This window comes from Haliea sp. (assembly GCF_041395985.1).
In the GTDB taxonomy this organism is placed as follows: domain Bacteria; phylum Pseudomonadota; class Gammaproteobacteria; order Pseudomonadales; family Halieaceae; genus Haliea.
Genome location: NZ_JAWKZJ010000003.1, coordinates 439,984 through 455,288 on the forward strand (window position 1 = coordinate 439,984; position 15,305 = coordinate 455,288).

Below are 15,305 nucleotides of genomic sequence, written 5' to 3' on the forward strand. Positions count from 1 at the left end.
GCAGCGGGGCTATGATTTATCCAATTTGATCCGCACGAGACCAGGCATGACCGACTCCCCTATCGAACGCCGAGCCTACACCCGCGTCGCTATCGACCTTCCCGTCGAGGTGCAACAGGGCGGCAGCAGCTGGCACCAGCGCCTCATCGACATTTCCCTGGGCGGTGCCGCCACGGATCAGCCGGATGTCTGGGACGCACAATACAACGAGCCCTTTACGCTGCTGATCGACACTGGCGAGGCAGAACCGCTGGAGTTGTATGCCTACCTGCAACATGTGGAAGCCGGGCGCCTGGGTTTCAAGGTTGACCACGTCGACCGGGAGAATATAGACCCGCTGCGGCGCCTGCTGGCCGCCCACATGAGCAACCCCGACGTGCTGGACACGGAACTGCGCCAGCTTGAGGAAGAGGCCGAAGACGAGGACGATTGAGATATCGGTCCCTCGTCGCCGAGATCACTCGACGGCGGCGAGGGCCTCTTCCAGCCGCGACACCGCGATCACCTGCATGCCGCGAATCTCGCCGCGCGGCGCATTGGCCTTGGGCACTATCGCCCGCCGGAATCCGTGTTTCGCCGCCTCCGAGAGGCGCTCCTGACCGCTGGGCACCGGGCGAATCTCACCAGACAGGCCCACTTCCCCAAAGATCACCATGTCGCGCGGAAGCTGCCGGTCGCGGAAGCTGGAAACGATGGCCAGCAACAAGGCGAGGTCGGCACTGGTTTCCAGTACTTTCACGCCGCCAACCACGTTGGCAAACACATCCTGGTCGCCCACCTGCAGCCCACCGTGTCGATGCAGCACCGCCAGCAGCATGGCGAGACGGTTCTGCTCCAGACCCACCGCCACGCGGCGCGGATTGCCCAGCGCGCTGGCATCGACCAGTGCCTGGATTTCCACCAGCAGGGGTCGCGTGCCCTCCCAGACCACCATCACGGCGCTGCCCGAGGCCGGTTCGCTGCTGCGATCAAGGAAAATGGCCGACGGATTGCGCACCTCCCGCAGGCCCTGCTCGGTCATGGCAAATACCCCCAGTTCATTCACCGCGCCGAAGCGGTTTTTCTGCCCGCGCAGGGTGCGGAACCGGGAGTCGTGCCCGCCTTCCAGCAGGATGGAGCAATCGATCATGTGTTCCAGCACCTTGGGCCCGGCCAGTGAGCCGTCCTTGGTGACGTGCCCCACCAGAAACAGCACGGTGCCGGTACGTTTGGCGAAGCGCGTGAGGAAGGCGGCGCACTCGCGCACCTGGGAAACGCTGCCCGGCGCAGAGCTCAGGTCATCGGAGTGCACGACCTGGATCGAGTCCACCACCAGAACGCGTGGACGGTGGGTTTCGGCGGCGGCAATGATGGCTTCGACACTGGTTTCGGCCATCAGTCGCAGACGGTCTGTGGCCAGACCCAGGCGGCGCGCCCGCATCGCCACCTGCTGCAGGGACTCCTCACCCGTGATGTACAGGGCATCCATGCCCGCGGCCAGGTGGCACATGGTCTGCAGCAGCAGTGTGCTTTTCCCCGCGCCCGGGTTGCCGCCCACCAGGATGGCGGACCCGGGCACCAGCCCGCCACCCAGCACGCGGTCGAACTCCTCGGCGCCACTGGAGAAACGCGGCAGCTCGGCGAGGTCGATGTCACCCAGCAGGCGCGCCTCACTGACGCTGCCGGCGAAGCCGCCGCGGGCCTTGCCGCCCCGGGACGCAGCGCCACCCCCGGTCGGGCCGCCCAGTCGAATCTCCGACAGGGTGTTCCAGGCCCCGCAATCGTTGCACTGACCCTGCCACTTCGCATAGTCCGAGCCACACTCGTTGCACACGAACGCCGTTTTGCTCTTCGCCATGCCCTGCCCTGCTCCTGTCTCATCGGAAAAAATCGGCCACCCTGCTATCAGACGCCGGGTCAGGTCGGTATCCTAGTGCACACCACCACCACTTGCCCAACACTAACGGACAGTCCATGCCCCATTCCTCCCTGATTCCCGAACCGCCACTGGTGTTTTCGCCCGGGCTGGCGGCGACGATCGGGCTGGAGGAGGCTATTCTCCTGCAGCAGCTGGCCACGCTGTTCGCGCACCGCCAGGCCCAGCCGCATGGCGGCTATCGCTGGCTGCGGGTTGAGCGCGACGTCCTGTTGCAGCAGATGCCGTTCTGGGGCCCCGCTGACCTCTACCGCATCTGCCGCAGCCTGGTCGACAAGGGCGTCATTCTGGTGGAGTCCCCGCCCCTGCACAGCCACCCTGAACTCCTGTTCGCCATGAACGAGCAGCACAGCCATGCACCGACTGCAGCCCCCGCCGGTGCCAGTGGACAGCCAATGGGCATGGCGAACCCCTCCGACGAGCCGGCGGCACCTGCGCCGCGCAGTGCAGCCCAGCTACCCGCCAGCTGGGGCCCCAGCGAAGATCTTCTGCAGTTGCTGGCGCTGAACCACAACATACCGCGCCAGTTCGCCCTGGACCAACTGGAGGATTTCATCTTTTACTGGCGCGAACGCGGTGAGCCCAGCCACGCCTGGGAAAACAAGTTCCGCCAGCATGTCATCAGCTGCTGGCGGCGTGAGCAACAGCACCGAGCCGAGGCGTTTCGCGTCGACCAGCAGGTGCCGCTGGACAATCACTGGCAGCCCAGCCGGGATGCGCTGGAGATCATGCTGCGCGGCGGCATCGACCCCGATTTCATTCGTGAAGCCACCCCGGAGTTCATCCTCTACTGGCGCGAACGCGGCGATGCACCGAAAGAACTGAACTCAAAATTCATCCAGCACATCCGCATACAGTGGGCCAAGTACACCTCCAGCATGCGCCACAGCACAGAGCCACGACGCATCACCGAGGACTGGCAGCCCGATGACGATGTTTTTGATATCCTGCGCCTGTCCCACATTGATGAGGACTTCGCCCGGGGGCTGCTGCCGGAATTCATCGTCTACTGGCGCGACAGTAACCAGGCCCACACATCCTGGAACAGCAAGTTCCTGCAGCACGTGAAGTTCCATTGGGCAAAACAGCACCGCATTGACCAGGCAGGACACAGCCATGACGGACAGCAAGGATCTTCTCGAACGGGTCGCACGCGGGATCGAAGCCTCGCAGACGACCTCAACGACACCTCCTGGGCCGACTGATGCCCGCCGTCGGCCTGCCAGCGACGCCCATGTCGAAGCCATCAACCAGGTCTTTGCCCTGTTTCGGCTGAACTACCACAACCAGTATTACGCGGCCTACCCCGACGCCGAGCAGCTCAAGCAGATCAAGAAGCTGTGGCTGGAATCCCTTGCGGACTATCCGGTTGAACAAATCCTGCGCGGCGCCCGCCATGCCATCGAGAACAGTGAGTATCTGCCCACGCTGCATCGCATGCTGGAGTGTTGCCAGGAAAGTATCGCCAGCCTCGGTCTGCCCGATGCCTACACGGCCTACCGCGAGGCCTGTGATGCCCAGAGCCCCCGTTCGGCGCAGCGCTGGAGTCACCCGGCGGTCTACCTCGCCGGCCGGGACAGCGACTGGTTCTTTCTCGCCAACAACCCGGAACGCCTGACCTGGCCGGTGTTTCGCAAGCACTACCAGGCGTGGTGCACACGGGCTCTGCGCGGCGAGACGCTGACGATACCCCGGGAGGCGGCACTGGAGCAGCACGAGCCGGCGCCGCTGTCGGCCGCACAACAGCTCGAGGCACTCGCCAGGCTGCGTCGCGAAACGCAGCTCTGAGCGGGCGCGCGCGGCAGCGATGTGTTGCCGAGTCTGCAGGCAACTGTTATTTTTGCGGCGTATTCCGGTGCACTTACTCCCAACAATAATAACGGACACCCAACATGACCCAGCACAACAAGACGATCCTGGCAGTCGCCGTGACGGCACTGCTCGCGGGCTGCAGCGATGGCAGTGACCAGGTGGCAGAGGTGCTGCCGCCGCCCAATCCCTGTGACGGCACGGAAACCGCGTCCTCGCGCCTGTTCCTGCAGCAGCTGACCAGCAGCAGCGTGATCATCAAGTGGCGCGGGGAAGCCACCGCCGCCTGCATCAGCAGCAGCGCCGACGGCCTGGCGATGCGCTTTGCCGCCGAGGACACAGAGGGCGACCACAAGGAAGTCCGTATCGATGGCCTGGAAGCGGGCACCACCTACTACTACTCTGTGGGCGGCGCGCCTACCGCACCCGCTGGACAGCAGTTCACCACGGCGCCCGCGCGGGGCGACGCGGCAGCCGGTGGCACGACGCGCCTGTGGGTGATCGGTGATTCAGGCACCGGCGGCGATGACGAGCGCGAAGAGCACGAGGGCGAGGCCGCCGAGGTTCTGGCGGGCATGGAAGCCTTTGTCGAAGCTGACGGCAAGGCCATTGACCTGTTCCTGATGCTCGGTGACAACGCCTACAACGTGGGCAGCGACTTCAACTACCAGCAGGCAGTGTTCGAGACCTACCCCGACCTGTTGAAATCGGTCTCCCTGTGGCCGACCATCGGCAACCACGAAATGGGCCTGGGCTTTCTCTCCCCGACCCTGGGCCTCCCCGGGCTGGGCACCAGCGCAGACCCGGACTCCTACCAGGCCACAGCCGATGACGAACCGGGGCGCATGCCGTATCTGGACATCTTCTCCCTGCCTGCCGAGGGTGAGGCGGGCGGCGTCGCCAGCGGTACCGAGCAGTACTATTCCTTCGATCACGGCAACGTGCACGTGGTGAGCCTGGATTCACAGCTCTCGGCACGGGATCCGGAGCAGCTGGCGACCATGCGCGAGTGGCTGATTGATGACCTCAGCAGCAACGACCTGGACTGGACGGTGGTGATCTTCCACCACCCACCCTATTCCAAAGGCGCGAACCACGACTCGGACGATGTGGAAAAGGTCAACGGCTTTGACCGCCCGCAACGGGACATGCGCGAGCAGTTCGTGCCGATCTTTGACGCCTACGGCGTCGACCTGGTGTACAACGGCCATTCACACTCCTACGAGCGCAGCTACTACATCACCAGCCACACCGGCACCTCGGACACATTCTCCACCGCGGAGCATGCCGAACTGCTGGACGGCGACCCGGCACAGCCAGCGACAGGCCGCGGTGATCAACCCTACGCCCAGCTCAGCCCGACCAGCGGCGGTGTCGACGACCGGGTGATCTACAGTGTAGTGGGCAACTCGGGCAAGGCGGACAAGGACGCCGGCAGCCTGACTGCTGCGGACGAGTGGCTGCGCCATCCGGCCCACATCGAGCAGCCTGTGGATACCGAGGAACCACCACGCCGCGGCCTGCCGGTGCTCGGCTCTGCCATCATCGACGCCAGCGACACGGCCCTGACCCACTCCTTTATCGACGTCAACGGTCAGGTGCTGGATCAGTTCACGATAACCCGCTGACGCCCGTGTGGCCGCGGCGCAGTGCCGCGGCCCGGTTACCCGCGAGCACTTCAATGATGTCACGCCCCCTGTTGCTACTGCTGCTATTGTGCCTGGCGCCGGCAGGCGCTGCGCCTGTGGTGGCGCATCCCGGCCATGAAGACCAGCTGAAGGCGATCGAACAGGCCCTCGCCAAAGCGCCCGGGAACCAGGCGCTGTATCTGCAGCGGGGCAAGGTCTACGGGGAGATCGGCCATTTCGCCGAAGCACAGGCAGACTTTGCCCGGGCCCGGGAGCTGGGCCCTGCGCAGTACGCGGACCTGCCCGAAAGCATCATGCTCTACGGCAAGGGCGACCTGGAGCAGGCCATGGCTCTGGCAAATCGCCACATCGCGGCCTTCCCCGATGACCCGGAGGGCTTTCGCCACCGGGCCCTGATCGCCCGCGATGCCGGCGATCACGAGCGCGCACTGGCGGACCTGCAAACCCACTTCAGGCTGCAGGCCAGACCCAGCCCCGGGCTGTTCGTCTCCGCCGCCACTATGCTGGTGGCATCCGGTCGCCCGGACGATGCGCTCGCCGTGCTCGACCAGGGCCTGGAGCAACTGGGGCTGGTACCGCAGCTGCAGCGTGAGGCAATCGCACTGGAACTCGGCGCCGGTAGGCTGCAGGCAGCCCTTGCCCGGCAGGAAACCCTGAGGATACCCTTGCGTGACAGCGCACGCTGGAAACTGGAGCGGGTGGACCTGCTATTGCAGGCCAACAGGCAAGCGGAAGCGCGCGCACTGCTGGCCGAGGCCGACGCGCAACTGGCCGGCCAGCGCGACACGCCTGCCCGTCGGGCGCTGGAGACGCAGGCCGGGCGACTGGCAGAGGCCCTCGCGGACTGATATAACGGGGGCCGGAAAAGCGCACACCGGAGCCCGCCATGACCGCCTTGCAAAATACTGCCGAACGCGCCTCGGCGCTCGCCGATACCCACACCGTCGAAAACGTATCGCGGGAGCTGCAGGACTACAACCTCTACACCGAGGACAGGGCGCTGCAGGAGGCGGTGGCCCGCGAGGGCGCAGCCTGGGCCGGGGAGAGCCTCAGCGCCTTCGGCCACGATGTCGGCAGGGCGGAGTACCTGCAACTCGGCTTCGCCGCCAACAAGTACACCCCGGAGTTCGACACCCACGACCGTTTCGGCAACCGGGTGGACCTGGTCAGCTACCACCCGGCGTACCATACCCTGATGGATACCGCGATCCGCCACGGGCTGCACGCCTCCCCCTGGACGGAACCGCGCGCCGGGGCGCATGTCGCCCGCGCCGCACACACCTACCTGCACAGCCAGGTGGAGGCCGGTCATGGCTGCCCCATCACCATGACCTTCGCCTGTATTCCCTCAATCCGCACGGCCCCGGCCATTGCGGCACTCTGGGAGCCGAAAATCACGGCTCGGGAATACGACCCGCGCAACGTGCCTCACAGCGAGAAGCGCGCGGTCACCATCGGCATGGGCATGACCGAGAAACAGGGGGGCTCGGACGTGCGCAGCAACAGCACGCGCGCGCACCCGCTGGGCGCCCGCGGTACGGGGGAGGCCTACGAACTGGTCGGTCACAAGTTTTTCCTGTCGGCTCCCATGTGCGACGCCTTCCTGGTACTGGCGCAAACCGAAGCCGGCCCCAGCTGCTTCCTGGTACCGCGCTGGCGCCCGGATGGCAGCAAGAACCCCCTGCAGGTCCTGCGCCTGAAGAAGAAGCTCAGCAACGCCTCCAATGCGTCCAGCGAGATTGAACTGCGCGGCGCACTGGGCTGGCTGCTGGGCGAAGAGGGTCGGGGCGTGCGCACCATTGTGGAAATGGTCAGCCTGACCCGCTTTGACTGCATGATTGGCTCTGCCGCCGGTATGCGCATGGCGACATCGCAGGCGCTGCACCATTGCAGCATCCGCGAGGCATTCGGCCGCGTGCTGAACGCACAGCCACTGATGCAAAACGTGCTGGCCGACCTCGCCATCGAGAGCGAGGCCGCCCTGGTAACCGGCATGCGTATGGCGCGGGCACTGGACAATACCGGGGATGAGCGCGAGGCACTGTTCATGCGCCTGGGCGTTGCCGTCGGCAAGTACTGGGTGTGCAAGCGCGCCCCCAACCATGCCTACGAGGCCATGGAATGCATCGGCGGCAGCGGCGTCATGGAAGACAGCATGATGCCCAGGCTGTATCGCGAAGCGCCCGTGAACGCGATCTGGGAAGGCAGTGGCAATGTACAGTGCCTGGACGTGCTGCGCGCCCTGCAGAAATCACCCCGCGTGGTCGAGGTATTTCTCGATGAACTGGGCGCGGCCCGCGGCGCGCACACCGCGCTGGATCGCGACATGCAGCGTCTGCAGCAGGATCTCACCGCGCCCGAGGATTTTGAGTACCGCGCGCGGGACATCGTGGACCGCATGGCACGGGCGCTACAGGCCTCGCTGTTGCTACAACATGCGCCGTCCGGGGTAGCGGAGGCATTCTGCAACTCCCGTCTGGGCGCTGAAGGCCAGCACAACGTCGGGGCCCTGCCCCGCGGCGTGGACTGTGCAGCCATTATCGAGCGGGCAACACCGAGAGTCTGAGCCCGCATTGCCATTGCGCCCGGCGAGCCGTTTGACGGGCGCTATTCCTCGTCGTAGTGCCCGCGCGCGAGATTCTCGAATCGGGTGAACTGGCCGATGAAGGTGAGCCGGCAGGTGCCGATGGGGCCATTCCGCTGCTTGCCGATGATGATCTCAGCGGTGCCTTTGTCCGGGGAGTCCTCGTTGTACACCTCGTCCCGGTAGATGAACATGATGACGTCGGCGTCCTGCTCGATTGCGCCCGATTCCCGCAGATCAGAGTTCACCGGGCGTTTGTTCGGCCGCTGCTCCAGGGAGCGGTTCAGCTGTGACAGCGCGACCATGGGGCACGCAAACTCCTTGGCAATGGCCTTCAGGCTGCGGGAAATCTCGGAAATCTCCGCGGTACGCCCTTCGGTGGACCCGGCCACCTGCATCAGCTGGATATAGTCCACCATGATCATGCCGATCTGACCGTGTTCGCGGGCGATCCGGCGGGCGCGGCTGCGTAATTCGGTGGGCGTCAGCGCCGGCGTATCATCGATAAACAACGGCACATCCTTCAGTTTCGATACCGCGCCGCTGAGCTTGGGCCAGTCCTCCTGCTCGAGCTTGCCGGTGCGAATGCGCGTCTGGTCGATACGACCGATAGACGACAGCATGCGGATGATCAGCTGCTCCGCCGGCATTTCCATACTGAACACCAGAACCGGCCTGGACTGGCCGAGTACCGCGTTCTCCACCAGGTTCATGGCAAAACTGGTCTTACCCATGGAGGGGCGGCCTGCGACGATCACCAGGTCCGACGGCTGCAGGCCGGAGGTCTTGCGATTGAGTTCGATAAAGCCGGTGTCCAGGCCGGTGATGTCGCCGCCGGAGTGAAACAGCTCCTCGATGCGCGCCAGGGCCGATTGCAGCAAGGGGTTCACGTCCCGAGGGCCGCCGGCTTTCGGGCCCTGCTCCGAGATTTGCATGATCAACCGCTCGGCCTCGTCGATCAGCTCATCGGAAGTGCGGCCCTCGGGGCTGAAGCCGCTCTCGGCGATGGTCTGCGCCGCCTCGATCAATTTACGCAGGCTGGCGCGCTCGTTGACCACCTCCGCGTAGGCGCGAATATTGGAGGCACTCGGCGTATTGCTGGCCAGCTCGGCGAGGTAGGCGAGCCCCCCCGCCGCCTCCAGTTCCCCGTTGGCGGTGAGCCGATCGGCCACCGTAATCACGTCGATGGGCTGGGTCGCCTCGGCAAGGCGGGCGATCTGGCGAAAGATGAGACGGTGGTCGGGCCGGTAAAAATCCTCCGCGGTGACCGTTTCAGCCACGGCGTCCCAACCATCGGCCGACAACAGCAAGCCGCCCAACACGGACTGCTCGGCCTCGATGGAGTGGGGCTGCATCTTGATGCGCGCAACATCCCGATCGAAACTGCGCCCGCCGCCGGCAAAGGGCGGTTCGGCGATCATCTCGGGATAGTCGGGCTTGGACATAACAAAGGGCTGCGGCCAACGCGGCCGCACAGATTAGCGGATTTTAGCCCGTAAGGTAACCATGCCCCCGGGTTTCGTTCGCGACGCATAGCAGGGCACGCATCACCCCGTGCGCGGCGTTACGGCGGGATACACCCCGGCCTGAGCCGGGGCCGCTGGCTGCCTACTCGGCGACTACCGCAATGACAACGGTGGCGGTGACGTCACCGTGCACCTGGATATCCACCTCGAACTCGCCCAATTCACGCAGCGGGCCCTGGGGCAGACGCACTTCGGACTTGTCCACTTCACAACCGGCTGCTGTGACGGCCTCGGCGATGTCACGGGTGCCGACCGAACCGAACAGCTTGCCTTCCTCACCCGCGTTGGCGCCAATGGTGACCGGCTGCAGGGCGTTGATCGCCTCGGCGCGCTGCTCGGCCGCGGCCAGTGCTGCAGCGGCGGCCGCTTCGAGCTCTGCGCGACGGGTTTCGAACTCGGCGATGTTGCTGCGCGTAGCAGGCACGGCCTTGCCCTGGGGCACCAGGTAGTTGCGACCATAGCCGGCTTTCACGTCCACCTTATCGCCCAGGCCACCCAGGTTGCCGATATTTTCCAGCAGAATGACTTCCATTTTGACTTCCTCTTTTCGGGAGCCAGGCCCCCTTACGTGTAAATGCTCAGTGCCGGTTGTCGCGATCGTCTTCGTCGCGCCGGCTCACCTCTTTTCCGGCCGCTGCTGCCGCCCAGCGCTGGCGGAACCCCCACCAGCTGTCTACCACCGCCAACAGCACCACCATCAGCTTGACCAGATCTACCAACATCCAGCCCACATATAACGCAGTAAGCAAGCCGCCACCCCGCCCCCGCTCGGCGACCCGCGCATGCGCCAAAGCCAGGCCAGCGGCCGTCAGCGGTACCGCGCACACCGCTGCCCAGGGCCGAAACTCGGCACCTAGCGCCGCCAGGGCTGCGGCCACAACCACCAGCAGTGTGCTGACCACCGGTGGGTAATACAGCGCACGGAACTCGCTGCCAAAGCCGCCCGGGTTATACAGGGCCGCCTGCCACCAGCGAGCCAGCAGCAGGCACAACACGCTGAGCATGGCATTCGCGGCACCGAGCATACCGGCCACCTGCGTTGCCGTGGGCCGTGGCAGCGTGACCGCCGCGCTTTCCGCCGCCATCTGCTGCTCCAGTCCAGCCAGAAACTGGTCGAAGAACACCAACATCTGCGCCAGCAACTCGCCGCCAAACACCGCGATGGCCAGCCCCGTCAGCAACCCCACCGGCACACTGGCCAGTAGTGCCAGCGGCAGACTTACGGTGACCCGCAGCACCAGCGCCAGTGCCGTGGTGCCGAGCAAGAGGGCAAACGGGCCGCTGTCGCCAAACACCACCATCAATACGGCTGCCGGCAATACCGCCCACAACAACAGCCAGAGACCCTGCCCCGGCCCGCGGCGCAGCGCCACCAGCGCGATTGCTGCGGCACTGATCCAGCAGAACAGCAGACTGCCGGAACCGGCAACAGCCACCAGCAATGCCTGCAGGCGGCCGCGCATGATGAAACTGGCCAGGCCTTTCAATCTGGGCCTCCCGTGACCGGATGACCGCTGACGGTCATCACCCTGGGGACTTCCTTACTTGTGGGAATCCGAATAGGGCAACAGCGCCAGAAAACGCGCACGCTTGACGGCGGTAGACAGCTGACGCTGATACCGGGCCTTTGTGCCCGTAATGCGGCTGGGAACAATCTTGCCGGTTTCGGAAATGTACGCCTTCAGGGTTTCCAGATCCTTGTAGTCGATTTCCTTCGTGCCTTCGGCAGTGAAGCGACAGAACTTACGGCGACGGAAAAAACGTGCCATGGTGCTACTCCTCGTAAACTTTGCTAGTCGTTACAACGTGACCGTCAGCTTATTCGCCGGACTCGTCATCGCCCTTGTCAGCCGAATCATCGCTGCTGCTGCGCGCACTGCGCTCGGCATCAGCTGACTGGCGCTCCTCGTAACGGGTTTTGCGCTCGCGGCTTTCCTTTTCAGCCTTCATGATGAATGACTCATCAGTGATGGCTTCGTCGCGGCGAATCACCAGGTTACGCAACACGGCATCGTTGTAACGGAATGTCGTAGTGAGTTCTTCCATCGCTTCGTTGGACGCTTCAACATTCATCAGCACGTAGTGTGCCTTGTGAATCTTGTTGATAGGGTAGGCCAACTGGCGGCGACCCCAGTCTTCCAGACGGTGCACACTGCCGCCGTCTTTCTGGATGGTGTTGGAGTAGCGCTCGATCATGCCGGGCACTTGTTCGGACTGGTCCGGGTGGACCATAAAAACAACTTCGTAATGACGCATGGTGGCTCCTTACGGGTTAATGCTACCCGCCGCAGCGGTGTAGCAAGGAGAATCGGCTGCCAAAACAGCCGGGCAAAATTCAGGCCGCGGATTGTATAGACATTGTTTGTCTACCGCAAGCAGTCAGGAAGTCGCTGCGCCGCCGCGCTGGCGCACCACCTCGAACAGGCAGATACCGGTCGCCACCGAGACATTGAGGCTGCTCACGGTCCCCGCCATCGGCAGCTTGATCAGGTAGTCGCAGAGCTCCCGGGTCAGACGACGCATGCCATTACCTTCGGCGCCCATGACCAGGGCCACGGAGCCCCGCAGGTCAGTCTCGTAGAGCGTCGCCTCTGCCTCACCGGCAGTACCGTAGATCCATACACCGCGCGCCTTCAGGGCCTCCAGTGTGCGGGCAATATTGGTCACGCGGGCAAACGGCACCACTTCCGCAGCGCCGCAGGCCACCTTGCTTACCGTCGGACCGAGGTCGGCGGACTTGTCCTTCGGCACAATCACTGCATCTACCCCAGCGGCGTCGGCGCTGCGCAGGCAGGCACCCAGATTGTGCGGGTCTGTCACCCCGTCCAGCACCAGCAGGAGCACCGGGTGGGGACTGTCATCCACCCGCTGCAGCAGTGCCACTTCATCCAGCAGGTTGTCACCCACCGTCTCCGCCGCTGCCGGCGCGAGCGTGGCGACAGCGCCCTGGTGGCGACCGGCGACCCGCTGATCAAGCACCGCACGGGGCTCACGCACCACAGCAACCCCCTGATTGCGTGCCAGGGTTTCCAGCGCGGCAATGCGCTTGTCCGAACGGCCCTGCTGCAGCGCGAGCTCGCGGATCGATTCGGGCTTGCGCCGCAGCAGACCGTCTACGGCGTGAATGCCGAACAGATACTGCATGGCTGATCAGCGCCTGCGGCGCCGGGATTTGCCCGCGGGCCTGGCGCTGCCGTCGGCGGCACCCTTGCCACCGCCAGCCCTCGACTTGGTGGCCGCCCTGGGCTTTGCATCACCGGCCTTTTTACGCGACGCGCCCGCTGTCTGTGCCGTGGTTTCCGCCTTGCGCTTGCGCGATTTACCGGCCTTGCCCTTGGTGGCCGAGGGTGCGTCGATCAGTTCCAGATCGATCTTCTTGTCATCGAGGTCAACCCGCGCCACCTGCACACGCACCCGGCCTCCAAGCCGATAGCTGCGACCACTGCGCTCACCCACCAGTCGCTGTTTGGCGGCATCGAAACTGTAGTAGTCGCCGGGCAGCGCGCTGATATGCACCAGACCTTCGATGTAGATGGGCTGCAGCTCGACAAACAGCCCAAACGAGGTGACTGCGGCAATGACGCCATCGAACTCGTCGCCGACATGCTCCTGCAGGAACTCACATTTGAGCCAGGATTCCACATCACGGGTGGCATCGTCCGCACGCCGCTCGGTCATGGAACAGTGCAGGCCCTGGGCGACCATATCGCGCTCGGTATAAGGGAAAATGGCCTCGCGCGCAATTTCCGGCGCACCGCGCTGGCGCTGCACGGTTTTGGCGCGCACCTTGGAGCGGATAATATGGCGGATACCCCGATGCACCAGCAGGTCGGCATAACGCCGTATGGGTGAAGTGAAGTGCGCGTAGGCGGGGTAATGCAGGCCGAAGTGGCCTTCATTCTCCGGGGTGTAGACGGCCTGGCGCAGGGAGCGCAGCAGCATGGTCTGGATCACATTGACGTCATCGCGCCCCTGCACCGCGTCGAGCAACTCACCGTAGTGCGCCGGCGTGGGCTTCTCGCCACCGCGCAGTTCCAGCCCCAGTTCGCCGAGAAAAGCGCGCAGGTTCTCCAGTTTCTCCGGCGTGGGGCCCTCATGCACCCGGTACAGCACCGGGAGCTTGTGTTCCTCGTAAAACCGGGCAGCCGCCACGTTGGCGCAGAGCATGCACTCTTCGATCAGTTTGTGGGCATCGTTGCGCACGACCGGCACAATGGCGTCGATCTTGCGCTGCTCGTTGAACAGAATGCGGGTTTCCGTGGTTTCGAAATCAATGGCCCCGCGCACGTCCCGCGCCTTGCGCAGCACCTTGTACAAAGACTGCAGGCGTTTCAGATCCTTGAGCCGGGCCTTGTCGATCTGCGGGTGACTACCGGCCTCCAGTGCTTCGCCGACCTGGGTGTAGGTGAGCCGCGCCTGCGAGTGGATAACCGCCTCGTAAAAGCGATAGCCGGTCAGTTTGCCCGCGCCGCTCAGTTCCATTTCACACACCATAGCGAGCCGATCGACCTGTGGCTTCAGCGAACACAGGCCGTTGGACAGCGCCTCCGGCAACATGGGGACCACCTGCTCCGGAAAATACACCGAGTTGCCGCGCAAGGCAGCCTCTTCGTCCAGTGCGGAGCCCGGGCGCACATAATGCGATACATCGGCAATGGCCACCCAGAGTCGCCAGCCACGCAAGCGCTTCTCGCAGTACACCGCATCATCAAAGTCGCGTGCATCTTCACCGTCGATGGTGACGAAGCCCAGATCACGCAAATCCGCGCGATGCTTTTTGTCCTCTTCCCGAGGCTCCTCCTCCAGCGAACCCGCCTCGCGCAGCACCGCCTCCGGCCATTCGTGCGGAATGCCGTGTGAACGAATGGCAACATCGATCTCCAGCCCCGGGTCCAGATGGTCACCCAGCACCTCGACGATCTGCCCCTTGGCACCCAGGTTGCGGGTGGGGTAGTCGGTGATCTCCGCGGTCACGATCTGGCCCGACTTCGCACCCCCCTTGAGCTTCGGGGGAATCAGAACGCGGTGATTGACGCGGCTGTTGTCAGGCACCACAAAACCGATGCCGCTTTCTTCTTCATAGCGACCGACAATACGCGAGGTGCCGCGATGCAGCACCTCCACCACCCGCCCTTCCGGGCGGCCGCGACGATCCAGCCCGATAATACCCACCAGCACTTCATCGCCATCGAACACAAACTGCATCTGGCGGGAACTGAGGTAGACGTCATCACCTTCGTCCAGCGGCACGGCAAAGCCATAGCCGTCGCGGTGCCCCTGCACACGGCAGCGCAGCAGGTTCAGTTTGTCCACCAGTCCGTAGGCACCGCGGCGATTGACCATCAGTTGTCCGTCGCGCTCCATGGCGCGGAGCCGCTTGCGCAGGGCCTCCACCTGCTCTTCTTCATGCAGGTCAAGTTCACGGGCGATGTGCGCATGGCTGAGCGGTTTATCCGCTGCAGTGAGCAGGTCGAGTATGACTTCGCGGCTGGGGATGGGGTTGTCGTAGCGGGCGGCTTCGCGCTCGGCGTGGGGGTCGGCAATCTTGCCTTTTTTGGCCATAGGTAAAGGGGCTTCCTGTCGTGTTTTGACGTTGTCGAAATTTTAATTGGCGACAGTATACGCGAGGATTGACAAAGCTGCTGCGGAAAAGTAAAGTGCGCGCCCTCGGGTAATCCACCGCGATTGCACGATGCCCAGGTGGTGAAATTGGTAGACACGCTAGCTTCAGGTGCTAGTGCTCGAAAGGGCGTGGAGGTTCAAGTCCTCTCCTGGGCACCATTTTGAAAAACGTCGAAAGACCACGAGAGACCATTTAAGAT

The 15,305-nt window shown here is 64.2% G+C and carries 14 protein-coding genes and 1 tRNA gene; 7 read left to right on the forward strand and 8 right to left on the reverse strand.

Going from position 1 to position 15,305, the window contains the following annotated elements; genetic code table 11:
• The first annotated feature begins 46 nt into the window (after positions 1-46).
• A complete protein-coding gene (locus tag R3E49_RS08505; protein ID WP_371294636.1) occupies positions 47-433 on the forward strand; it encodes a PilZ domain-containing protein in 387 nt (128 codons plus the stop codon).
• Positions 434-457: 24 nt separating this feature from the next.
• Here the strand turns inward: R3E49_RS08505 and radA are convergent, their stop codons facing one another.
• Positions 458-1,837 carry a DNA repair protein RadA gene (radA, locus tag R3E49_RS08510; RefSeq protein ID WP_371294637.1) on the reverse strand — a complete coding sequence of 460 codons (1,380 nt, stop codon included), beginning with the start codon at positions 1,835-1,837 and terminating at the stop codon, positions 458-460.
• Positions 1,838-1,953: 116 nt separating this feature from the next.
• Between radA and R3E49_RS08515 the strand changes: the two genes are divergently transcribed.
• The 5 genes from R3E49_RS08515 to R3E49_RS08535 all read left to right on the forward strand — a co-directional run bounded on the left by R3E49_RS08515 (position 1,954) and on the right by R3E49_RS08535 (position 7,939).
• Positions 1,954-3,120 carry a DnaT-like ssDNA-binding domain-containing protein gene (locus R3E49_RS08515; RefSeq protein ID WP_371294638.1) on the forward strand — a complete coding sequence of 389 codons (1,167 nt, stop codon included), beginning with the start codon at positions 1,954-1,956 and terminating at the stop codon, positions 3,118-3,120.
• Entirely contained in the window at positions 3,032-3,703 is a 672-nt protein-coding gene (locus R3E49_RS08520; protein WP_371294639.1) for a replication protein P, read from the forward strand. The genes R3E49_RS08515 and R3E49_RS08520 overlap by 89 nt, the downstream gene beginning before the upstream one ends.
• 104 nt (positions 3,704-3,807) lie before the next feature.
• Positions 3,808-5,352 carry a purple acid phosphatase family protein gene (locus tag R3E49_RS08525; RefSeq protein WP_371294640.1) on the forward strand — a complete coding sequence of 515 codons (1,545 nt, stop codon included), beginning with the start codon at positions 3,808-3,810 and terminating at the stop codon, positions 5,350-5,352.
• A 53-nt stretch (positions 5,353-5,405) separates the two neighbouring features.
• The gene (locus R3E49_RS08530) at positions 5,406-6,221 is read left to right on the forward strand and encodes a hypothetical protein (protein WP_371294641.1); all 816 of its coding nucleotides are present in this window, start codon (positions 5,406-5,408) and stop codon (positions 6,219-6,221) included.
• Between the two features lie 38 nt (positions 6,222-6,259).
• Complete coding sequence (locus tag R3E49_RS08535) at positions 6,260-7,939, forward strand: isovaleryl-CoA dehydrogenase (RefSeq protein ID WP_371294642.1); 1,680 nt, start codon at positions 6,260-6,262, stop codon at positions 7,937-7,939.
• 41 nt (positions 7,940-7,980) lie between these two features.
• On the opposite strand, the gene dnaB is transcribed toward R3E49_RS08535, so the two are convergent.
• The 7 genes from dnaB to rnr form a co-directional block, all read right to left on the reverse strand.
• Positions 7,981-9,378, reverse strand: a complete 1,398-nt coding sequence (gene dnaB / locus R3E49_RS08540; RefSeq protein WP_371294657.1) for a replicative DNA helicase — start codon at positions 9,376-9,378, stop codon at positions 7,981-7,983.
• A 187-nt stretch (positions 9,379-9,565) separates the two neighbouring features.
• A complete protein-coding gene (rplI, locus tag R3E49_RS08545; RefSeq protein WP_371294643.1) occupies positions 9,566-10,015 on the reverse strand; it encodes a 50S ribosomal protein L9 in 450 nt (149 codons plus the stop codon).
• Between the two features lie 46 nt (positions 10,016-10,061).
• A complete protein-coding gene (locus R3E49_RS08550; RefSeq protein WP_371294644.1) occupies positions 10,062-10,970 on the reverse strand; it encodes a hypothetical protein in 909 nt (302 codons plus the stop codon).
• A 54-nt stretch (positions 10,971-11,024) separates the two neighbouring features.
• Positions 11,025-11,252 carry a 30S ribosomal protein S18 gene (gene rpsR / locus R3E49_RS08555; protein ID WP_290746364.1) on the reverse strand — a complete coding sequence of 76 codons (228 nt, stop codon included), beginning with the start codon at positions 11,250-11,252 and terminating at the stop codon, positions 11,025-11,027.
• A gap of 49 nt (positions 11,253-11,301) precedes the next feature.
• Positions 11,302-11,739 (reverse strand): 30S ribosomal protein S6, encoded by a 438-nt coding sequence (gene rpsF / locus R3E49_RS08560; RefSeq protein WP_290746368.1) that lies wholly within the window; start codon positions 11,737-11,739, stop codon positions 11,302-11,304.
• A gap of 123 nt (positions 11,740-11,862) precedes the next feature.
• Positions 11,863-12,627, reverse strand: coding sequence for a 23S rRNA (guanosine(2251)-2'-O)-methyltransferase RlmB (rlmB, locus tag R3E49_RS08565; RefSeq protein ID WP_371294645.1), 765 nt, complete (start codon positions 12,625-12,627; stop codon positions 11,863-11,865).
• Positions 12,628-12,633: 6 nt separating this feature from the next.
• Positions 12,634-15,045 carry a ribonuclease R gene (rnr, locus tag R3E49_RS08570; RefSeq protein ID WP_371294646.1) on the reverse strand — a complete coding sequence of 804 codons (2,412 nt, stop codon included), beginning with the start codon at positions 15,043-15,045 and terminating at the stop codon, positions 12,634-12,636.
• A 132-nt stretch (positions 15,046-15,177) separates the two neighbouring features.
• On the opposite strand from rnr, the gene R3E49_RS08575 reads away from it, so the two are divergent.
• Positions 15,178-15,264, forward strand: a tRNA-Leu gene (locus R3E49_RS08575).
• The last annotated feature ends 41 nt before the right edge of the window (positions 15,265-15,305 follow it).